The sequence below is a fragment of the Flavobacterium saliperosum genome (assembly GCF_900100625.1).
GTDB classification, from domain to species: Bacteria; Bacteroidota; Bacteroidia; order Flavobacteriales; family Flavobacteriaceae; genus Flavobacterium; species Flavobacterium saliperosum.
In genome coordinates, this window is sequence record NZ_FMTY01000004.1 from 162,498 (window position 1) to 183,385 (window position 20,888).

At 38.9% G+C, this 20,888-nt stretch carries 21 protein-coding genes; 11 read left to right on the forward strand and 10 right to left on the reverse strand.

What is annotated here, in order from left to right; translation table 11 throughout:
* From BLQ05_RS13790 to BLQ05_RS09370, 6 genes are all read left to right on the forward strand, one after another.
* The coding region (locus tag BLQ05_RS13790; RefSeq protein WP_176756873.1) for a T9SS type A sorting domain-containing protein at positions 1-687 on the forward strand (687 nt) is incomplete at its 5' end.
* A 507-nt stretch (positions 688-1,194) separates the two neighbouring features.
* Positions 1,195-1,872: a carboxypeptidase-like regulatory domain-containing protein gene (locus tag BLQ05_RS09350; RefSeq protein WP_023576047.1), complete on the forward strand. Its 678-nt coding sequence runs from the start codon at positions 1,195-1,197 to the stop codon at positions 1,870-1,872.
* 12 nt (positions 1,873-1,884) lie between these two features.
* Entirely contained in the window at positions 1,885-3,066 is a 1,182-nt protein-coding gene (locus BLQ05_RS09355; protein WP_023576048.1) for a hypothetical protein, read from the forward strand.
* Positions 3,067-4,024: 958 nt separating this feature from the next.
* On the forward strand, positions 4,025-4,261 hold the full coding sequence (locus tag BLQ05_RS13825; RefSeq protein WP_143000939.1) for a hypothetical protein: 237 nt from the start codon (positions 4,025-4,027) through the stop codon (positions 4,259-4,261).
* 132 nt (positions 4,262-4,393) lie between these two features.
* Complete coding sequence (locus tag BLQ05_RS09365; RefSeq protein ID WP_023576050.1) at positions 4,394-4,834, forward strand: hypothetical protein; 441 nt, start codon at positions 4,394-4,396, stop codon at positions 4,832-4,834.
* Between the two features lie 5 nt (positions 4,835-4,839).
* Positions 4,840-5,850: a TQO small subunit DoxD gene (locus BLQ05_RS09370; RefSeq protein WP_023576051.1), complete on the forward strand. Its 1,011-nt coding sequence runs from the start codon at positions 4,840-4,842 to the stop codon at positions 5,848-5,850.
* Between the two features lie 267 nt (positions 5,851-6,117).
* Here BLQ05_RS09370 and BLQ05_RS09375 read toward each other — a convergent pair whose 3' ends face one another.
* From BLQ05_RS09375 to trmB, 8 genes are all read right to left on the reverse strand, one after another.
* Positions 6,118-6,447, reverse strand: coding sequence for a 2Fe-2S iron-sulfur cluster-binding family protein (locus tag BLQ05_RS09375; RefSeq protein ID WP_023576052.1), 330 nt, complete (start codon positions 6,445-6,447; stop codon positions 6,118-6,120).
* 21 nt (positions 6,448-6,468) lie between these two features.
* Positions 6,469-6,834, reverse strand: coding sequence for a four helix bundle protein (locus tag BLQ05_RS09380; RefSeq protein ID WP_023576053.1), 366 nt, complete (start codon positions 6,832-6,834; stop codon positions 6,469-6,471).
* 65 nt (positions 6,835-6,899) lie between these two features.
* Positions 6,900-7,958 (reverse strand): NAD(P)/FAD-dependent oxidoreductase, encoded by a 1,059-nt coding sequence (locus BLQ05_RS09385; RefSeq protein WP_023576054.1) that lies wholly within the window; start codon positions 7,956-7,958, stop codon positions 6,900-6,902.
* Between the two features lie 175 nt (positions 7,959-8,133).
* Complete coding sequence (locus tag BLQ05_RS09390; RefSeq protein ID WP_023576055.1) at positions 8,134-8,373, reverse strand: NifU family protein; 240 nt, start codon at positions 8,371-8,373, stop codon at positions 8,134-8,136.
* 71 nt (positions 8,374-8,444) lie between these two features.
* On the reverse strand, positions 8,445-9,572 hold the full coding sequence (locus tag BLQ05_RS09395) for an Mrp/NBP35 family ATP-binding protein (protein ID WP_023576056.1): 1,128 nt from the start codon (positions 9,570-9,572) through the stop codon (positions 8,445-8,447).
* A gap of 128 nt (positions 9,573-9,700) precedes the next feature.
* Positions 9,701-10,033 carry an MGMT family protein gene (locus BLQ05_RS09400; RefSeq protein WP_023576057.1) on the reverse strand — a complete coding sequence of 111 codons (333 nt, stop codon included), beginning with the start codon at positions 10,031-10,033 and terminating at the stop codon, positions 9,701-9,703.
* Between the two features lies 1 nt (position 10,034).
* Complete coding sequence (locus BLQ05_RS09405) at positions 10,035-10,664, reverse strand: LysE family transporter (protein WP_023576058.1); 630 nt, start codon at positions 10,662-10,664, stop codon at positions 10,035-10,037.
* The gene (gene trmB, locus BLQ05_RS09410; protein ID WP_035654324.1) at positions 10,665-11,339 is read right to left on the reverse strand and encodes a tRNA (guanosine(46)-N7)-methyltransferase TrmB; all 675 of its coding nucleotides are present in this window, start codon (positions 11,337-11,339) and stop codon (positions 10,665-10,667) included. It lies immediately after the preceding gene.
* 153 nt (positions 11,340-11,492) lie between these two features.
* Here trmB and BLQ05_RS09415 point away from each other — a divergent pair, with 153 nt between their 5' ends.
* The gene (locus BLQ05_RS09415) at positions 11,493-12,554 is read left to right on the forward strand and encodes a glycosyltransferase (RefSeq protein ID WP_023576060.1); all 1,062 of its coding nucleotides are present in this window, start codon (positions 11,493-11,495) and stop codon (positions 12,552-12,554) included.
* Here the strand turns inward: BLQ05_RS09415 and BLQ05_RS09420 are convergent.
* Entirely contained in the window at positions 12,528-13,571 is a 1,044-nt protein-coding gene (locus BLQ05_RS09420) for a sensor histidine kinase (protein ID WP_023576061.1), read from the reverse strand. The genes BLQ05_RS09415 and BLQ05_RS09420 overlap by 27 nt on opposite strands.
* Positions 13,572-14,255 (reverse strand): response regulator transcription factor, encoded by a 684-nt coding sequence (locus BLQ05_RS09425; protein WP_023576062.1) that lies wholly within the window; start codon positions 14,253-14,255, stop codon positions 13,572-13,574. It lies immediately after the preceding gene.
* Positions 14,256-14,450: 195 nt separating this feature from the next.
* On the opposite strand from BLQ05_RS09425, the gene BLQ05_RS09430 reads away from it, so the two are divergent.
* The 4 genes from BLQ05_RS09430 to BLQ05_RS09445 all read left to right on the forward strand — a co-directional run bounded on the left by BLQ05_RS09430 (position 14,451) and on the right by BLQ05_RS09445 (position 20,828).
* A complete protein-coding gene (locus BLQ05_RS09430) occupies positions 14,451-17,228 on the forward strand; it encodes a TonB-dependent receptor (RefSeq protein WP_023576063.1) in 2,778 nt (925 codons plus the stop codon).
* A gap of 159 nt (positions 17,229-17,387) precedes the next feature.
* The gene (locus BLQ05_RS09435) at positions 17,388-18,557 is read left to right on the forward strand and encodes a hypothetical protein (RefSeq protein ID WP_023576064.1); all 1,170 of its coding nucleotides are present in this window, start codon (positions 17,388-17,390) and stop codon (positions 18,555-18,557) included.
* 104 nt (positions 18,558-18,661) lie between these two features.
* Complete coding sequence (locus tag BLQ05_RS09440) at positions 18,662-19,003, forward strand: T9SS type A sorting domain-containing protein (RefSeq protein WP_035654274.1); 342 nt, start codon at positions 18,662-18,664, stop codon at positions 19,001-19,003.
* 106 nt (positions 19,004-19,109) lie between these two features.
* Positions 19,110-20,828: a T9SS type A sorting domain-containing protein gene (locus tag BLQ05_RS09445; protein WP_023576066.1), complete on the forward strand. Its 1,719-nt coding sequence runs from the start codon at positions 19,110-19,112 to the stop codon at positions 20,826-20,828.
* Positions 20,829-20,888: the final 60 nt, after the last annotated feature.

The window sequence follows — 20,888 nt, forward strand, 5'->3', positions numbered from 1 at the left end:
GGGTTTAATAATTTTGTTTACACTATGGCAACACAAGCCGATGGCAAAATCCTTGTGGGTGGTCATTTTACAAACTATAATGGTGTTGCTGAAAATGACATTATCCGTTTAAATGCCGATGGCACTAATGACACTACTTTTAATATCGGAACAGGATTTAATGATTCTGTTCACACTATAGCACCACAAGCTGATGGTAAAATCCTTGTGGGTGGTAGCTTTACAACATATAAGGGTGTTGCTGAAAACAGAATCATTCGTTTAAATACCGATGGCACTAATGACACTACTTTTAATATCGGAACAGGGTTTAATAATGGTGTTGGAATCATAGCACCACAAGTTGATGGCAAAATCCTTGTGGGTGGTTATTTTACAACATATAAAGACAACAACTCCTCGGCATTTTTAATTGGTTTACATAGCGAAACAAGTTTGGCTACTCCAAGTTTTAACCCATTACAAGCATTAACAATTTACCCAAATCCTGTTAATGAGGTATTACAACTGCATTTAAATAATTTCACACGTATTAAAACAGTAAAAATTATAGATTTACAAGGCAAATTAGTTTTAGAAAATTATAATAATGAAACTATTAATGTAACTAAACTTTCTAAAGGGATGTATATTGTAAAAGTTACAACAGAAGAAGGGGAATTAAGTAAAAAGTTTATTAAGTATTAAAAATACCAGATGCCAATTTTTAAAATTAGTATTTGGTATTTTATAGTTTTATGCCATTTCAATTATTTTTTGTTTGCGGTTTCCAAGTCAAATTTTTCAAACATCTTTGAGCTTAACCGTTCATCCGCATTGTCAAAATGGATTATGTTTTTTTAACCACAAACTCCGAACTAATTATTAAAAGTTTAAATGTATTCATTGGTTAAAAATCACTACTTGTAGCTATAGGTTGCTGATTTCAAATAATATATTATTTGTTAAATAAATTGTAAAACTTGTTTAACAAAAATAAACAATCAATTTTATATTTATTCTTTTCATGAAAAAACATCCCATCCCTTTTACATTATTACTCACTTTCAGCCAAAGCAAAACAAAAACGCAACTGAAGACAGAGAAAAAATTTTATGAATAATACGAGGAATAATCAATATTTCAATTTATTAGATAAAGAAGAATTCTAAAGCATTACCAACAAGTAAATCAAACACACTAAACTTTTTAACTATGAAGAATCTTTACATTTTAAAAACTATCAAGACTTTACTTTGCTGTTCCCTATTTATATTTTTAGGCTGTGAAGAAGAAACCAACACAGATGATTACAATGACGGTGGTGGAAGCGGTGGCAGTTCCCTTACAAATACTATATGGCGTGGAAGTGAAGACACCAACACTTACTTGAAATTCACAAGTTCAACGGTTACAAAATGTTACAGTGGTAACGAAGTAGCAACAGGTACTTACAATTCTAATTCTATTACATTTGTAGTTCCTGCAAATGGCGAAACACTTGTTTTTCCATTGTCTACATATTCCGATCATATAGTTGTGGGAGTTCCTGCCGGTTTTGAAAACGAGTTTGATCCTGAAGCTTATTATCCCTCAAGCACGTATCCCTGCGGTGGCGGCGGTGGCGGCGGAGACACTACGGGCAACATAACTTTTTGGACACAAAGTGACCATGGCTGTGGTCCAATTTCGGTAACAATAAGTAACGGCCAAACAGGAACAATAAATTCGTACTTTACTAATGGATTGACAAACTGTGGGACAAGTGGCTGTGCAAACTTCACATTACCGGCAGGAAACTATAGCTATACGGCAACCTGTTCAGGATATACATGGAGTAATTCTTTTACAATTACGGCGGGTTCATGTTCTTTAAAAAAATTAATCCTTTAAAACTTAATCTATATGAAATTCACACCCATTAAAATTCTTATTTTAGGCAGTTTATTTTCTTTTGGAAGCTGTTCCAAAGATGACGAAATAAAAAACAGCGATCCTATTAGTAGCCGTTTTGGTGAATTTGTTAATATACCCAATTTCGATGAAAGCATAAATATTTCAACAGATTTTTTAGCAACAGACAGTGGCTTATACATGACAGTTGGCAATCTAAACGATGGGGATGATTGGATATACAGATATAACTTAGAACAGGAAAACATATTAAATGGCAGTTGGGAAACAGTTCAATACAATACAACTTCCGGTAATGATTATCTTGCTGATAAAACTCCACTACATTGGAATTCTGAATTGTTAAGCGAGCACGAAATTTTTATTGCTGGCATTTTTAATGCTTTTGAAACACCTGTCTACAAAACTCTCAATATGTCGAGCGGTAATACAATTAGTCAAGAAAATGCACCTATACACAATTTTAACCCTTCTGACATGAATAGCCATGGGAGCATATTAAAAGATGATCTTGGACAAGATTGGGCTGTTTTTAGAGGAGGTACAGTAAGTAACAGTAATTTACATGTAGTAAAAATCAGATATGGAAATCTTCCTTTTGAAACAGTGTGTTCTCTTACTGCCGAGGGTAGTCTTTATTATTCGACCTCACAAGTTTCGTCTAATTTATACGCCCTTTCATATCAAGAAAAAAAACTTTTCATCATAAAACCCAGTGGACAAGTCACTACAAAAGATTTAAGTACTTATTACGACAGTAGTTTATCAATTTATGGTTATAAAAACAAGTTCAGATTTTCTAATACTGGAGTATATTTTCAATTTCAGGACAAAGTTTTAAAGTTAGTTAACGACGAAAATCTTACGTTATTTTATACAATTCAATATGAGGCTTTTGGAGAGCAATTAGGTGATTTTTGCGTAGATAATGATTACCTGTTCGCAACAGATGGAACACGAAAAGAACTTACCGGTTTTTATAGTGAAATTAACATTATTCCTAGTCCGCCTAATCCAGCTTATCAAGAATTGCTATTAGACCACATTACAAAAACTTCCTTTTTTAAAACAGGATACCTAGAAACGTCTACAGATCCAAATGATAAGTATATTTATGTAATGGGTGTAGATGGAAGAATACTAGTCATCTCTAAGCACTATATTAATATCTAAAGCAGCAGCACTTGACTTTTATTTAGAGTTGACACATCATTTACAATGCATTGTGTGATTCCGTCATTTAGCAATAACAAAACTAAATTTTGAAATTTACCCCGACAGCAAAGAATTGTAACTCGGAACGGTCGGGGTCTTATTGCTAAAAATCCTATAACAAATCCACTAATATTTCAGAGTAAAGTCTTCCCATAAATTAAAAACAACAGCGACTTGATTCGTAACATTTTTTTCATTTTGATTTTTTTGTTACCAAAACTGTGACATTTTTTTCAGAATGAAAATTTTGTTACACCATTATGACATTAAAAAGCATAAAAACATTTATACTATACTTCTTCATAAAATATTTAGTGATTGGAAAACATCACAAAGCATATCATTCAGAAAAAACATTAAGAAACGACATTAACTCATTTAAGACCAAAAGACACAGTTGTAGATAGAATAAAATACGGTAGTAAAAACTCCTAAACATACGTATCGCCAATAACTGAATTCTTAAAAAAAAGCCAATACCAAAACGAAACTATATATTTTTATTACATTTGGAAAATGGTATTAACGCAATCACTATACAGGAAAATCTTGCTTTTGGCACTTACAATGCTTTTGGCACTACCGTGTTCTGTAAAGAAAGAGTTGCAGGAGTGGATGCACATCGAAACGACTCAACACGCAAAACCCGTAACTTCAAGAACAATTTGTTCTTCTTTTGTTCAACAAGAAAAACAAGACACTCAGCAACAATCAGACAAAGTTTTTCTTCCCAATACAAGCATTGGTATTGGATACCTATCCACTACAACAATAAACAAATCATCTCTATCTGATTGCTACAACAAACAGAAAGAAAAAATCCCCTCTTACATTCTCTTCGAACGTTTTCTTATTTGATTTACCGGACTATTTCGTTTTTAATAGTCGGCTTTAATCAAATAAAGAAATCATAAAAATGAATAAATCGCCCGAAGTGAACGGATCATCCGCTCTTGTTTTTCGCAGGTGCGCAAGTGGTATTTTTATCACCGCTGGTGTAACATACATCATCCAACCCGAGAAAATAGCAGTTCCTATTCTGCTTGCTGCTTTCCGTCCTTTCCCTTCATTTTTGGACCTCTCAAATCTATTATTCCTTTCATTAGGTTATGAGCTGTTTATCGGTGATTCACCTTATCACTTGGTTTTTTAAACCAGTTGCCTGTTTCATTTTCGCTGATCTTTATTCCCGTCTAAATCACTAATAAAAACAGATAACAATTTGTTTCACAATAATTATCAATAACACAAAACTTACAAAATCACAAAAAATAATTATAAAACCATGAAATCATATATCATTTTAATACTGACGCTACTAACATTTGGAGCAGAAAACTTGAATGCTCAAACGACTGAAAACATTCAAAAAACAGAGCAAGTCATCCATAAAAAGGGGAAATACGCTTTGCTTGTAATGAAAGTACAGCATTTGAAAGCGGCTATTCAGACCGGAATTGAATTTAAAACCAAAAGTCGGAAAATTGATTTTCAAATAGTAAGCTGTGGGGAACTGGCAAAGGAAATCTCTCTTGATAAAGCGTTACAAAATCTGATACACAATGCCGTAAACCAACACGGATTAAAGATTTTGGTCTGCGGACTTTCAATAACGCAATTCAAGGTTGACAAAACCTTACTTCCTGAAGAAACCCACCTAACAGAAAACGGACTTATATACATGTTCGGTTTACAAGAACAAGAATACAAAACAGTAATTTTATAAATATCATGAACAACAGCAATAGCAACCACTCAGAAAATTTAGCGGGTTTATTCACACTATCATTGCGTTTAGTTATCGGTTGGACCTATTTCTCTGCCTTTTGGCGAAGACTGATTTTAGAAAATAAATTGATCCCTGATGAAGCTGGATACATCGGTGAAAAATTCAATCACTTTTTACCCAACGCTTTAGGCATTAAACCCATCATCGAACATTTGGTAACACATCCCGAACAATTACAAACCGCAATGGTTATATTTACGATAATTGAAGCGGTGGTAGGTTTATTTATTATTCTTGGCTTATTTACAAGAGCAATGAGTTTAGGTGTTTTTGGCTTAGCGCTTGGAATACTTTTAGGTTCAGGATGGCTGGGCACTACTTGCCTGGACGAATGGCAAATTGGCGTTTTGGGAATCGCAGGAGGCTTTACCTTGTTTTTATCGGGAAGTGATGCCTATTCGTTAGACAAATATTTAATCCGTAAAAATTACAGATTCACAACCTCTAAAGGGTTCTTCTGGATAGGCTCCGGTAAATTACCAATACAAAATCCGAAGCCATTAGTATTAGTGATTTCTTTAATTATTTTTGGTTTAACCCTGTTCACGAATCAATATTTTCATGGTGGGCTTTGGGGTAAATTACACAACAAATCTGTAAAGCCGAAAATCGAAATTTCAAATATCCGAACCAATAACTCGGAGCTGAGTTTTGAGATGTACCGCACAGAAGGCGCAGATGTTTACGGTTCTTTCTTAATAGAAATTCAAATTCTGAACGAAAAAAACGAAGTAATTAAATCTTGGCCGATAAACGAACTTTCAAAGTTTGATACCGGAAAAATCAAGAACCATTATGTAACCAAAGTCAAACCCGGAAAGCACAGTCTGATTATACCACTTGGAGCAAAAGCTGATTTGACATTAAACATCAACGATATCAAAATTGCTGAAAAAAGCAAACTAAAGTTGATTGATATTAGCGGTTTGGAATGGGAGAAATTAATTCGATAGCGACTTCATGCAATTTGGTTACTGAAATATTCTTTTGAAGCTCTTGTATCCATTCTTTCAAAGACAAGAAAATTGGCAACTTTAATACAATAGAATAAACCAAAACCACTAGAAAGCTTGACATGAAGGACCTTGTTCAATATCAAAGGTTTTTATAAAGCAATGCTAAACAAGATGCTTCAACAAGTTCACCTGAACAAGACAACGAAATGCATTTAGCAACCACATAAAAAAAGTCCCGATGTACTATCGGGACTTTTTATTTTATTATGCTTCCGGTGCCAATTCGACTTCCAATCCGTCAATGGACTCCGTTATATGGATTTGGCAACCCAGCCGGCTGTTTTCTTTCACATTGAAGGCTTCCCAGAGCATCGCTTCCTCATCGGGATTTTTCTCCGGCAATTCCACATCGTTTAGAACGTAGCACTGACAAGAAGCGCACATGGCCATACCACCACAGATGCCGATGGTGCCTTCCGGAGCCAGTTCGTAGGCCCGAACCAGTTCCATGATATTCATGTTCATGTCGGTTGGTGCCTGCACTTCGTGAGCTACACCTTCACGGTCAATAATCTTTATAGTGATATCTTTCATTAAGGAGTTAGATATTAGGAATTAGTAGTTAGGTTTGTTTTGCTCAAAGAATTGACCAATCCATATAATATTTTTTGATATTTCATTAGACTTTTCTATCATTTCTTTAGTATTATTCTCAGGTACAAATCCTAATCGAGTAGCAATATAAAGCATTGAACGTGCTTCACTTACAGAACCGAGTGAAAAATACAAAAACCTAGAAAAATCAGCGTTGGATTTTCGTTCAAATCCTTCAGCAATATTATTCGATATTGAAATTGAAGCTCTTGTAATCTGGTCTTTAAAACCATAATCCTTACAAGTCGCAAATTGATTATAAATGTGAACCGCAAAATCCTGAGATTTCTGCCAGACAATCAAATCCTCAAATTTCTGAACCGCCATAAACTAAATACTCTTTACAATTAATAACTACTAATTACTAACCACTAATTACTAACTACTAACTACTATTCTATTGATTTAACGACTGCTTTTTCGGCTTCTTTTCGGCTTCCGTCGAAACCATCGATACCGGAAACCGTAGTGTACTTCAATACATATTTTTTACCCGGATTGATGCGGTTATACACGCTCTGACACATCAAGGTCGCTTCGTGGAATCCGCACAAAATCAGTTTTAATTTTCCCGGATACGTATTCACATCACCAATAGCGTAAATCCCATCGATATTGGTTTGGTAATCCAGCGCATTGTTTACTTTAATGGCATTCTTTTCGATGTCAAGTCCCCAATTTGCGATAGGGCCTAATTTTGGTGTCAATCCGAAAAGCGGGATGAAATAATCGGTCACGACATTCATACGGGCGCCGTTGACTTCAATATCCACCGACTCGATGCGTTCCGACCCTTTAAATCCGATAACTTCTCCCGGAGTAACCATTTTGATTTTTCCGGCATGTTTCAGTTCCTGTACTTTTTCCACAGAATCCAAAGCGCCACGGAACTCGTTTCTGCGGTGCACCAACGTCACTTCCGAAGCCACATTGGAAAGGAAAATACTCCAGTCTAACGCCGAGTCGCCTCCTCCGGAAATCACCACTTTTTTTCCTCTGAATTTTTCCGGATCTTTCACGAAATATTCTACGCCACGGTCTTCCTGTTCGTAGAATTCCAAATCCTTAAGAATCGGTTTTCGGGGTTCGAAGCTGCCCAAGCCACCGGCAATGGCAACGGCTTTGGCTTTATGCGCAGTCCCTTTATTTGTGGTTACGATAAACGTTCCGTCGTCCAGCTTATCTATTGTTTCGGCAATCTCACCCAAGGTAAATCCGGGTTGAAACTGTTTGATCTGTTCCATCAGATTGTCGATAAGTTCCCCGGCCCCAACGGTAGGATAGCCCGGAATATCGAAAATCGGTTTTTTGGGATACAATTCGGTTAACTGTCCGCCGGGTTGCGGCAAACCGTCAATGATATGGCATTTTAATTTTAAAAGTCCGGCTTCAAAAACGGCAAAAAGTCCCGTAGGACCCGCGCCGATAATAAGTATATCTGTTTCAATCATTTTTTATAAGTTTCAAAGTAACAAAGTTACAAAGTTGCAAAGTCACCAAACATGATTTATATCAGTTTTGCGTGAGGGATAGGAGCGACATCCTGGCTTTGTGAGATTACCGCGCAAGCTCGCAATGACAGATACAGCGGATAGCCCGTTCGCCGCGGCGAACACGCCCAAAAAATTATGCTATGTTTACCACCGTTTCTATTTGTGGCGCATATTTTTTAATGGTCGTTTCTACCCCAGCTTTCAGTGTCATTTGGTTGATTTTACATGAGGTACATGCCCCTTCCAGGCGCACTTTCACGTGCTTTCCTTCCTGTATTTCAACCAAAGAGATGTCACCTCCATCGGAATTCAGAAACGGACGGATTTCATCCAGTGCTTTCTCTACGCTTAACTTAAGTTCTTCTGTATTCATCTTTTTAGATTATTGGATTGTTAGATTGTTAGACATCCTGTTAGCCTGAAAGTCTAAAAGCCTAATAATCATCATTTTTTAACAGCAGAACAGCCTGCCATTGTGGTAATCTTGATTGCTTCGGTTGGTGGCAAGTTGTCGTTTCTTCTCACGGTTTCTTCCACTACGCTTCTGGCCAACGTTTCGAAAGCCGTTTGTACCGCCGATGCCGTTTGCAAGGCAGCAGGACGACCGTAGTCACCCGCTTCACGAATGCTTTGTACGATGGGCACTTCGCCCAAGAATGGTACGTTTAAATCTTCTGCAAGATTTTTGGCGCCTTCTTTCCCGAAGATGTAATATTTGTTGTTGGGTAATTCTTCCGGAGTGAAATAGGCCATGTTTTCAATGATTCCCAAAACCGGCACATTGATGCTTTCGTTTTGGAACATTGCCACTCCTTTTTTAGCGTCGGCCAAAGCTACTGCCTGAGGCGTACTCACCACAACCGCTCCCGTGATAGGCAACGACTGCATGATAGACAAATGAATGTCTCCGGTTCCCGGTGGTAAATCCACCAACATGAAATCCAGTTCGCCCCAATCGGCATCAAAAATCATTTGGTTTAAGGCTTTTGCCGCCATAGGACCTCTCCAGATAACCGCCTGATCCGGACTGGTGAAGAATCCGATGGACAGGATTTCCACGCCATAGCTGGTAATCGGTTTCATTTTCGATTTTCCGTCTACATCCACCGAAATCGGTTTTGATTTTTCAACGTCGAACATGATTGGCATCGAAGGACCGTAAATATCGGCATCCAAAACACCTACTTTAAAGCCCATGTTCGCTAAAGTTACCGCTAAATTCGCTGTGATGGTAGATTTTCCTACGCCTCCTTTTCCGGAAGAAACGGCAATAATGTTGCTGATTCCGGGAATGGATTTTCCTTTGATTTGTGGTTTTTCAGGTGCTTCCACCTTAATATTCACCTTAACTTTTGCCTTGTCGTATATTTTTTCGTGGATCACTTTGATGATGTCGACCTCTGCACGTTTTTTGATATGCATGGCCGGAGTGGTCAATAACAAATCCACCACGACTTCGTCGCCGAAAGTGATTACGTTTTGTACCGCGCCGCTTTCGACCATATTTTTTCCTTCACCCGCAATGGAAATGGATTCCAAGGCACTAAGAATTTCTTTTCTGTCTAATTTCATAACTATAGGGGACTACTTTAAATCTTTCTTTTTCAGTTCTTTATTAAGACTGATTTTAGATTGCAAAGATAACTTGAAAAGTTTAATAGAGAAAAGGCAAACCGCAAAAGTTTTGTGAATATTTTGAATTACGATTGTACTTCCGGTTGCCAGAAATGGTTATCGAAATCGACAATCTGATTGTCCTTGATTTTTACCCCTTCGCTTTCCAGCAATTGTTGCATTAAATTGGTGCCGTCAAAATGGTGTTTTCCGGTAAGCACGCCTTTTCTGTTGACAACGCGATGGGCGGGAATATCCTCTTTCAGATGGGAAGCATTCATGGCCCAACCTACCATTCTTGCCGATCGGGCGGCACCGAGCGCTTTGGCAATCGCACCGTATGAAGTCACTTTTCCGTAAGGAATCTGTCGGGCAACATCATAGACTCTTTCGAAAAAATTGTTGTTATCCGTTGCCATTTTAGCTGTTGATGATTTTAAAAAGAGTCACTAACGAAATAATTCCGGTAACGGTTCCGATAATGTAATTCCCGTTGGTCATTAAAAAGGAAGGTTTATCCACTTCTTTTTTCTTGAAGAACAGAATATACAAGTAGAAAATCAAAAACGACCCCACCACGGCTCCTAATACGAAGAGCCATATATAGGATTGGTTAAAGAAAAACCATCCTTTTCGAGAGAACCAAACGCTTAAGAAAACATAATAGGGAATGGGCAATAAATTCAGCAACGAAAGCAGCATTCCCAGAAAAAAACGACTGGTCTTGCTTTTCATTTTGAGTTCTTCCTGTTGCTTCTTTTTCTTCTTACCGGCCCAGAAAAAATAAAAGGTGAGTCCGGAGAAAATAAACAATCCGATTTCCTGTAAAAGTACAATCACATCGGGGTTTCTGTCGATAAATTTGGCAAACAAAACCGCGATATACGTTTGAAAAATAACCGTTACGCTTGCTCCTAAGGCAAAAATAACGGCTCTGTTTCTTCCGTCGACAGCACTTACTTTAGCCGCCGTCATATTAAGCAGTCCCGGAGGGGCTACCCCAACCGAAGCGGCTGTAAATCCTAATATGAGTGGCAAAAAGTAATTCATCTATTTTATTTTAAACTGAATGTATGTAATCGGTTTGTTCTGCTCCAGGTACTGACTTTCATAAAACGTCTGAATTGCCGTTACCACCTCGGGAGCGCCTTCGTTTTTATAGACGTTATGATTGGCATACATTACCTCATGTCCTTCTCCGTGAAGCAATCCGAGGGTGTATCCGTGCATGAATTCACTGTCGGTTTTCAGGTTCATCACCCCGTCTTTTTTCAATATTTTTTTGTAGCGTTGCAGGAATTCGGAATTCGTCATTCGGTGTTTGGTACGCTTGTATTTGATCTGCGGATCCGGAAAGGTAATCCAGATTTCATCCACTTCACCCTCAGCAAAACAATGCTCAATCAATTCAATCTGGGTACGCAGAAAAGCCACATTGTGCATTCCGCCGTCAACCGCAGTTTTAGCACCCCTCCAAAATCGTGCCCCTTTGATATCGATTCCGATAAAATTTTTCTCCGGATAGCGATTGGCCAATCCGACCGAATATTCTCCTTTACCACAACCCAATTCCAGAACCAAAGGATGGTCATTTTTAAAAAACTCCTTATTCCACTTGCCTTTTAACGGAAATTCATCATTAACAACCTCTTCTCTTGTTGGCTGAAAAACATTCTCAAATGTAGCGTTTTCCTTAAATCTTTTTAACTTATTTTTACTTCCCACGACTTTATTTAAAATTTTGGTAAAATTAAGGAAATATACGGCAATAAAAATAGTTTTACCTTGCAGTATTATTTCGGGGTCAAAAATAACCATTCACATATAAATATTTGGTTATTAAACAGTTAAAAAAAACATCCCTTTCGGGTTTGCAAAATGCGAAAAAAAAGAATTTTAGTAGCGCCTTTAAATTGGGGTTTGGGCCATGCCACACGGTGCATTCCAATAATTGTAGTTTTGAAAGACAACGGTTTTGAACCGGTGATTGCTTCTGACGGGGTTGCCTTGGCGTTGCTTAAAAAGGAATTTCCGGATTTGCTTGCATTGGAACTGCCTTCCTATAAAATCCAATATGCCCAAAACGGCGAAAATTTCAAATGGAAACTTTTCAAACAACTTCCGAATATGTTCCGTGCGGTAAGAAACGAACAAAAACAGGTTGAAAAATGGCTGACGGAATATGGTATTGAAGGTATTATTTCGGATAACCGTTTGGGCGTTCATTCCAAAAAAGTGCCTTCCGTTTTTATTACGCACCAGCTGAATGTCTTAACCGGAAACACCTCATGGTTTACCACTAAAATTCACCATTGGTTCATCGAAAAATTTGACATCTGTTGGGTTCCCGATGTTTCCGGAAAACCGAATTTGTCGGGAAAACTCGGTCATTTAGCCAAAACCGAACTCAACATCCGGTATATCGGTCCGCTAAGCCGATTACATAAAAAACCGATGGAGGAAATCTATGATTTAATGGTCATTCTGTCCGGGCCGGAACCGCAACGCACCCTATTGGAAAACAAACTCAATGAAGAGCTGAAAAATTACGACGGCAAAATCATTTTCATACGCGGTGTTGTGGAAAACGAGCAGAAAATCACTTCACGCTTTAACATTACGAGTTATAATTTCATGAATTCTTCGGAATTGGAAACCGCTTTCAATCAGAGTAAAATGGTTTTATGCCGATCGGGGTATACCACCATCATGGACTTGGCACATTTGGACAAAAAAGCATTTTTCATCCCGACGCCGGGACAATACGAACAGGAATATCTCGCAAAGAAACTAAAGAAAAAAGGCTTGGTTCCTTCCTGCAAACAGGACAGTTTTAAAACGGCACATCTGCTGCAAATCGACATGTACAAAGGATTGCAAAATGTCCTTAAAGAGGCCCCGGACTGGCCGGAGTTATTTGGCCTTTTCCAAAGTAAATGAGAATTCGGAACCGAACCCGTACTTGCTTTCCACGTAAATTTTCTCGTTGTGGGCTTCGATAATGTGTTTCACGATGGAAAGACCCAAACCGGAACCGCCTTCAGAGCGTGCCCCGCTTTTATCCACCCTGAAAAAACGTTCGAACAATCGGGGAATGTACTGACTCTGAATCCCCTCCCCGTTGTCCGTAATCCGCACGATAATCTTACTGTTGGTTAAATTCTCGATGCTGACTTCTGTCGTTCCTTTTTCTTTTCCGTATTTAACCGAATTCATAATCAGATTGGTGAGCACCTGTTCTATTTTTTCCTGGTCGGCATAAACATAAATCGGCTTGGTGTATTTCATGTCGAACATAAGCATGATGCTTTTTTGATCGGCTTTCATTTCCAACAGGTCAAAAACATTCTGAATAACGTCCACGATATTGAATCGGGTAAAATTCAGGTTCAGGTCGCCGGTTTCCAGTTTGGAAATCATATCCAGATCTTTTACGATATTTATCAACCGCTCCACTCCTTTTTCGGCACGTTCGAGATATTTTTTACGAATGGTCTTATCGTTCATCGCACCATCCAACAATGTGGAAAGATAACCCTGTACGGTAAACAAAGGCGTTTTTAATTCGTGTGAAACATTACCCAGAAATTCCCTGCGGTATTCCTCACGGACTTTCAACATTTCAATTTCGATTTTTTTCTCTTTGGCGAATTTCTGGACATCATGGGTTAACGTGGCCATATCGGTAGTGATGGGCTGACTTCGCAGGGTGGTGGAGTCCAGAAGCGAAACATCATCGTAGATTTTCTTTACTCTTTTATAAATGAATTTCTCTACACGATACTGCAGCACAAAAAAGGAAAACGCCAGGGTAGCCAATCCGAAAAGAGCAATAAAGGTATAGTTGATTTCAAAAAAAAAGTACAACAAAATAGCCGTAAAACCGGTCGCAAACAATGAGATGTAGAACGACGATTTTACGGCAAACTTATAGGATTTCTTGAAGTTTATGCTCATTTACAGTTCCAGCTTGTAGCCTACTCCTTTTATGGTTTTAAACAAATCGTCTCCGATTTTTTCTCTTAGTTTTCTGATGTGCACGTCGATGGTTCTTCCGCCCACAACCACTTCATTACCCCAAACCTTATCCAGGATTTCTTCGCGTTTAAATACTTTTCCGGGTTTGGAAGCCAACAGGTAGAACAATTCGAATTCTTTTCGCGGCAGAATGATTTCTTTTCCGCTACTGATGATTTTATACTCTTCGCGATTGATTTCGATATCGCCGATTTTCAAAACATCCGATTTCTGCTCGTCTTCTTTCAAGCGTCGTAACAATGCCTTTACCTTACTTACCAGCAATTTCGGCTTGATGGGCTTGGCTATATAATCGTCGGCTCCGGCATCAAAACCGGCTACCTGGGAGTAATCTTCGCTTCTCGCGGTTAAAAAAGTAATGATAACGTTGGCCAGTTCCGGGATTTTGCGAATGTTTTCACAAGCTTCCATTCCGTCCATTTCCGGCATCATCACGTCCATAATAATAAGTTGCGGCAACTCTTTTTTGGCCTTGGTAATCGCCTCTTTACCATTAGTTGCCGTTACAATCTGGTACCCTTCCTGAGTTAAATTATATCCTACAATTTCGAGAATATCCTGTTCGTCATCAACCAATAAAATCTTAATGTCTTTCTTTTTCATAAATGGACACTGTTATGTGTTTTCGGGATGTAAAGGTAAAGATAATACAAAAGGATGAACATAACATTCTTCGTGTTAACGATTATTTAATGTCTTAACAATTTGGTAATAAAAGCCAAACAAAAGCATAACTGGCGAGTAACGTCAGGTTAACCTTTGCTGGGTTCCTTTGCAAAAAAATTAAATAACACAACGATGAAACTTAAATTTTTAGTAACAACCCTTTTATTTACCCTATTTGCATTTGCACAAAAAGGAACTGTTACAGGGACCATTACCGACAAAGATATGAATAATGAAGCGCTTTCTTTTGCCACGGTAATGATTAAAGGAACCACCATTGGTGTTAACACCGACGAACAGGGAAAATATTCCTTATCCGTTCCGGAAGGGAATCACGTATTAGTAGTTTCCTTTTTAGGCTATGAAAGCATTGAAGTTCCTTTTACGATAAAAGCGGACGAAACCAAAACCATCAATCAGGGGTTAGGATCCAAAGGGGTCGAACTTCAGGATGTGATAATTAAAGTGGAACAAAACCGCGAAAAAGAAACCGCCCTTTTGGTAGAACAAAAAAAAGCGGTGGAAATCAAACAATCCATTGGGGCACAGGAACTTTCCCGAAAAGGGGTTAGCGATGTGGAAGAAGGTCTGACCAAAATTACCGGAATCACCAAAGTCGAATCCAGAGGACTATTCGTTCGTGGTTTGGAGGACCGTTACAACAACTTGTTGATTAATGATTTGCAGGCGCCGTCCAACAGTCCATTCACGAAAATCATCCCGTTGGATTTGTTTCCCACGGATATCGTAGGCGTATTAAACGTGTACAAAACATTCAACCCGAACATATCCGGTGATTTTGCAGGAGCAACCGTTAACATCGAAACCTCTCAGGCAAAAAGCATCACGAAATTGAATATCGGTTTTGGATATACAACCGCCAACAACGGGGAAGATTTCTTAATGCACAGCGATGCCAACAACACCCAAGGTTTTTTGGGAATGAACGGTAAAGACCGTAAACTGTCACCGGCTTTCGGAAATGTCCCTTCGGGCGTTAGACTGACACCGGAGCAATACAACGAGGCCTACAAAGACAACTCCTGGAATGTAGACAAAACATCCAGTCCGATAAACTCCAGCATCGGCCTGTTACATTCGGAGAAATTCGGCCTGAAAAATGGGGCGAACCTCAGCTATATCTTATCCCTGAACAGCGAAAACAAGTACATAATCCGAAAAGGGGTTAACCGAACTTTCATTTTAGGCGGCGGCGATTACGACAACAACTTCAATAAAGAAAGCTACAGCTACCAAACTTCCTCGTCGGCATTGGTGGGCATTAAATTCAAGGCTAACCGATTTGATTTGTTGTCCAACACCTTCTATTTAAGAGCGACCGACAGTAAAATACAGGACCAATTGGGGTATACGGCGAATCAGTCCAGTAATCCGAATATTTTAATCCGTACCAATCAATTTGATCAGAACGATTACCTGAACTCACAGTTGTTGGGTAATTTAAAAATCACCTCCGACGGAAAACATGCTCTGAAAGTCGGCGGTTCGTATGTAAAAACGGGCTATCAGCAACCCGACAGAAAATTCATCATCGGTGAAAAAGTAAGCGATACTGAAATCAATACTTCCTATGGAGGTAACCATCTGAACCGTCAGTATCTGGACATTAAAGGTAACTATTATACTTCCGGATTGTTGGAATACAACTTCAAATTCAACGAAAAGGAAAACGGAAAATCGAATCGTTTATCATTAGGGTATAATGTTTTTGAAAACGATTTAAAATCGACGTACAGAATCTTTTCCGGACAACGTACCACCAACAGAAATTACACGGCACCACTGAACGAAATCGATGCGTTCATTGTTGATGATATTAACAACGGAATCTTAGCCGTCAAAGAAGAGTCCAACTCGGATTACAAAGTAAAAATGAACCAAATGGTTAACGCCGGGTATGCCAATGCCTTTTTCAACTTCGGAAACAAATTGGAGATAAACGGAGGTATTCGTATGGAAAGTTCGAATCGCGAAATCAAATTCAGACCGGTGGGAAGCATTATCAACGGGCCTTACTCAAAGGTTAACGAAGACAAACTGGAAATCTTACCGTCCATAAACGCCAAATACGAATTGAACGAGAAAAGCAACCTGCGTTTCAGCAGCTCCAAAACCATCACACGACCGATTACCATGGAATTGTTGCCGATTGCCTACATCAGTCCGGACGGAACCTCAAAAGTGGGAAATCCGAATTTAAAGAACAGTGACAACTATAACGTGGATTTCAAGTACGAGTTGTTTCCGAACAGCAAAGAAATGATTGCGGTGGGGGTATTCGGGAAACACATCAAAAATCCGATTGAAACCATTTTTAAAGGCGGCGCTGGAGGAAGCGGTCAGTTAATTACCACCGTAAACTCCAAAGAAGCGAACCTTTTTGGAGCAGAAATCGAGTTATTGTTACAACTTAACAGAATCACGAAAGCGTTGGATAATTTCTCTTTCGGATTCAACACTTCCTTAATGAAAACGGATGTGAAGGTGGATTACGGATCATCATCCCTTGAAAACAGTCCGAACAGAAACCTTCAGGGCGCTTCCGAATGGGTTATCAATTCCGATTTAAAATACGATTTCGAATTCAGCGAAACCATGAAAAACTCGATGTCGTTGGTCTATGGTGTTTACGGAGAAAGAATCTTTGCCGTTGGATCTGCCGGAACCGACCACATGTATGAAAAGCCATTCCAGAAACTGGACTTTATCTGGTCGAGTAAACTGTCCAAAAACATCGACGTGAAATTTGCCGTGGATAACCTTCTGAATCCGTTATACAAAATGGAAATTGGAGACAACAGTAAAGTCACCATCAACGAAAGTTCACTGATTACCGAAAGCTATAAAAGAGGTCGCGGATTTTCGCTAAACATGTCCTATACTTTCTAAAAACAAAGCCGCTTATAGTAAGCGGCTTTTCTTTTACAACCTGTTTACACAAATTTTACATCGATTTTATTCAATCATAATAATACAATAATATTAAGTTAACTCCCTTTTTCTGAATCGATTATACATTTGCTTCAAATAAACAACAAAAAAACAATTATGAAAAAATTAGTATTTAGCTTATCCGTTTTAGCTTTAACATTAGGAAGTTGTTCATCAAATGATGACGAAGGAACAGTACAACCCATCCCTACCGGTGAAATAAGCGGAGATATCACTACTGCTAAAACATACCCTTTAGGAAATTATACCCTTCAGGGAACCGTAAAAATCAAAAACGGCGGATCCTTAACCATTGAAGCAGGTTCCACGATTACCGCTAACAACTCGGACGGTACAGCAGACGCTTTATTGGTGGAAAACGGCGGAAAATTATACTTGAACGGTACAGCGGCACAGCCTATCGTTTTCACGGAAGCATCCAGCACTCCTGGATCTTGGGGTGGTATTATCATGTTTGGAGACGCTCCGATCGTAGGCTCTAACGGAAATACTACGGCAACATCAGAAGACGGAAACAATTTAACCTACGGAGGTACGAATGCAACACATAACGGAGGTTCTTTAAAATACGTTCGTGTGGAATATGCCGGAAAAAAACTAACCGACAACACCAGTGAAATGAACGGATTCTCGTTCTACTCGGTAGGAACCGGAACCGTATTGGAAAATTTGGTAGCCTACAAAGGGGCCGATGACGGATTTGAATTTTACGGAGGTACGGTTAGCACCAAAAACCTGATTTCATACGGAAATTTTGATGATTCTTTCGACTGGCAAGACGGATGGAGAGGACAGGAAAACACCAACTGGTATGCCTATCAGACACAAACCGGTAACTACGGGATGGAAATCGAAGCAAAATCGGTAAACAATGCTTTCTGGCCGGTAGTTTCAAACATCACCCTAAAAAGAGCAGCCGGAACCGTTACCGAAGGAGGTACGTCTGCAGCAGAATATGATGCTATCCAATTCAAAAAAGAAGGTAACGGAGAATATAACAATGTGGTTATTTCAGGATACACAACGGCTGGTGCAACCGCCGTTAGAATCCAGGATGTCGCTACTAACACCAACCAGGTTGATGGCGGAAAAATTAAAATGTTAAACGTGAAGATTACCGATGGGACATCACAATTTGCCGCTAAAGACGCAACGTTTACGGTAACTTTCCCTACCGGAAACTACACTACAAGCACAACCACAACAGGAGCAACGTTGACTTCAGGCGCTTGGTCTATCGTTAACGGAGTAAATCTGATTCAATAAAAAATACACTTTTATGTTATAAAAAACGCTCTTAACATTAAGAGCGTTTTTTTTGGCATAAACTTTGAAATATATTTTTTATATTTACACAATAATTGTTTCCCATGAAGAAAAACTACATTTATATTATTCTTATCGCACTTAGTTTATTTTCACTGACTGTTTCAGCTCAGGAAGGTAAAAGCGCTACTGTAGGGAGAACTCAGGAAAGCACTATTGAAGGGTTAAGCATCTATCCTAATCCAACCAATGGCGATAAAATATACATCGTTTCCAAACTGGCTCTTGAAAAAGAGATAGAAATTTTCGATGTATTGGGCAAACGCATCCTCCAAACTACCATCAGTTCCAAAGAGCTGAATATAGGCAACCTCAACGCCGGTGTTTACATTATTAAAATCAGAGAAGGAGAAGCTTCGGCTACCAGAAAGCTGATTGTTAAATAATTACAATTAAAGTCGTTCGTCGATTTAATCTTAATTTTACATGGAAAAGTTTTACAATTTGTAAATACTGCCTATCTTTGTAGTCCAATTTTTAAAAATCATTCACATGAAAAAAATTTACGCTTTATTGTTAATGCTAACTTCAGCATTCTCTTTTGGTCAGGCTACCGACTTATATTTCGGTATGTATTCCGAAGGTTCCAGCAACAATAAATTTTTACAAATTTATAACGGAACGAATGCCGCAGTTGACTTGAGCAATTATTCCGTTGAATTATATGCAAACGGAGCCGTTACCGCTACCAACACCCATACCTTCACTGCAGGAACAATGTTAGCTGCCGGTGATGTGTATGTTTTATACAACACTAGCTCCAACGCAACCATTATTGCTGCCGGAGACGCGTCTTCAAGCACCTGTAACTTTAATGGCGACGATGCGATTGCTTTAAAAAAATTAGGCGTTGTAATCGATGTTATAGGAAGCATCGGAACTGATCCCGGAACAGCATGGGCTGTGGGAAGTACTGCTGACGGAACAGTAAATCACACAATCGTGAGAAAGTCAAATGTTTGCAGTCCGAATCCTGTAAATTTAAGCTCTTTCGGTACGGATGATGCCACTTCTGAATGGACCGTTTATGGGATTGATGCCGAATGGGGACAAATCGGATCTCATATTGGCTGTTCTACCGCTCCAAGTTTAATCATCACGGCTCCGGTAAACATGGCTTTCTTATCACCGGAAACCACTTCCGTTAATGTCGTTTTCAATATCAACAACTTTAACGTAGCGAACGGAACAGGTGACGGACATATCCATTACACTATTAACGGAGGTGGAATCGTTATGAAATACGACACCACTCCTATCAACATCCCAACAACTCCAGGAACAACTTATGTGGTTTATATGGAACTTGTGGATAATGCCCACAACCCAATAGCACCTGCAGTAAATGCTACCGTTACTTTTGAGGTTGCAAGCTATATCAATGCCAACACTATCGCTGATGTAAGAGCCGCTGGAATTAATGCGTATGTAAACTTTACCGGTCAAGCCGTAGTAACCTATGCCAGAACCACAAGAAACCAAAAATACATTCAGGATGCTACCGGAGCTATTTTAATTGACGACAACACCTCAATTATCACTACTCCATTTGTAATTGGAGACGGTATTTCTAACGTTAGAGGTCTTCTTTCCAATTTCAGTGGAACAATGCAATTGCTTCCTAACCAAGACGCCACAAAACCATCAACCGGAAACACCATAACTCCTCAGGTGGTTACTGCTGCTGATATTGTTGCCAATCTTGAATTGTACGAAAGTGAATTGGTACAAATCAACAATGCCACTTTCACTACTGCTGACGGAACTTTAGCATTCGCTACTTCACAAAATTACAACCTTAATGACACAACGGGCGACATCTTTTTCAGAACATTATTTTCTGAAGCAAATTATATCGGAACCACTGTGCCTTCAGGAGCAGCAAACAGAGTGGTTTTAGTGGCTGATTTTAACGGAACCGCTCAGGTTGTATCCAGATCAACAACAGACGTTACTTTATCTACTGTTGGTTTCGATGCCATTTCAGGTCTTAAGGTATACCCTAACCCTGTTAAAGACGGAAACATATTCATTTCTTCCGATTCTAATACAGAAAAATCGATTGTGGTTTACGATATCGTTGGAAAGCAAGTCTTAACCAGCAACATCGCTAATGGAGTTGTAAACGTTTCTTCTTTAAACACAGGCGTTTATTTCGTAAAAATCACAGAAGAAGGGAAAACGGCAACTAGAAAATTAGTGGTAAAATAATTCCTTATTATATCTTTTTAAAGAAAGCACTGACGAAAGTTGGTGCTTTTTTATTATTTT

Bases quoted from the DNA above. Each gene is read 5' to 3' on its own strand.
- BLQ05_RS09350 (WP_023576047.1), top strand. From the start codon at position 1,195: ATGAAGAATCTTTACATTTTAAAAACTATCAAGACTTTACTTTGCTGT.
- BLQ05_RS09355 (WP_023576048.1), top strand. From the start codon at position 1,885: ATGAAATTCACACCCATTAAAATTCTTATTTTAGGCAGTTTATTTTCT.
- BLQ05_RS13825 (WP_143000939.1), top strand. From the start codon at position 4,025: ATGAATAAATCGCCCGAAGTGAACGGATCATCCGCTCTTGTTTTTCGC.
- BLQ05_RS09365 (WP_023576050.1), top strand. From the start codon at position 4,394: ATGAAATCATATATCATTTTAATACTGACGCTACTAACATTTGGAGCA.
- BLQ05_RS09370 (WP_023576051.1), top strand. From the start codon at position 4,840: ATGAACAACAGCAATAGCAACCACTCAGAAAATTTAGCGGGTTTATTC.
- BLQ05_RS09375 (WP_023576052.1), bottom strand. From the start codon at position 6,447: ATGAAAGATATCACTATAAAGATTATTGACCGTGAAGGTGTAGCTCAC.
- BLQ05_RS09380 (WP_023576053.1), bottom strand. From the start codon at position 6,834: ATGGCGGTTCAGAAATTTGAGGATTTGATTGTCTGGCAGAAATCTCAG.
- BLQ05_RS09385 (WP_023576054.1), bottom strand. From the start codon at position 7,958: ATGATTGAAACAGATATACTTATTATCGGCGCGGGTCCTACGGGACTT.
- BLQ05_RS09390 (WP_023576055.1), bottom strand. From the start codon at position 8,373: ATGAATACAGAAGAACTTAAGTTAAGCGTAGAGAAAGCACTGGATGAA.
- BLQ05_RS09395 (WP_023576056.1), bottom strand. From the start codon at position 9,572: ATGAAATTAGACAGAAAAGAAATTCTTAGTGCCTTGGAATCCATTTCC.
- BLQ05_RS09400 (WP_023576057.1), bottom strand. From the start codon at position 10,033: ATGGCAACGGATAACAACAATTTTTTCGAAAGAGTCTATGATGTTGCC.
- BLQ05_RS09405 (WP_023576058.1), bottom strand. From the start codon at position 10,664: ATGAATTACTTTTTGCCACTCATATTAGGATTTACAGCCGCTTCGGTT.
- BLQ05_RS09415 (WP_023576060.1), top strand. From the start codon at position 11,493: ATGCGAAAAAAAAGAATTTTAGTAGCGCCTTTAAATTGGGGTTTGGGC.
- BLQ05_RS09420 (WP_023576061.1), bottom strand. From the start codon at position 13,571: ATGAGCATAAACTTCAAGAAATCCTATAAGTTTGCCGTAAAATCGTCG.
- BLQ05_RS09425 (WP_023576062.1), bottom strand. From the start codon at position 14,255: ATGAAAAAGAAAGACATTAAGATTTTATTGGTTGATGACGAACAGGAT.
- BLQ05_RS09430 (WP_023576063.1), top strand. From the start codon at position 14,451: ATGAAACTTAAATTTTTAGTAACAACCCTTTTATTTACCCTATTTGCA.
- BLQ05_RS09435 (WP_023576064.1), top strand. From the start codon at position 17,388: ATGAAAAAATTAGTATTTAGCTTATCCGTTTTAGCTTTAACATTAGGA.
- BLQ05_RS09440 (WP_035654274.1), top strand. From the start codon at position 18,662: ATGAAGAAAAACTACATTTATATTATTCTTATCGCACTTAGTTTATTT.
- BLQ05_RS09445 (WP_023576066.1), top strand. From the start codon at position 19,110: ATGAAAAAAATTTACGCTTTATTGTTAATGCTAACTTCAGCATTCTCT.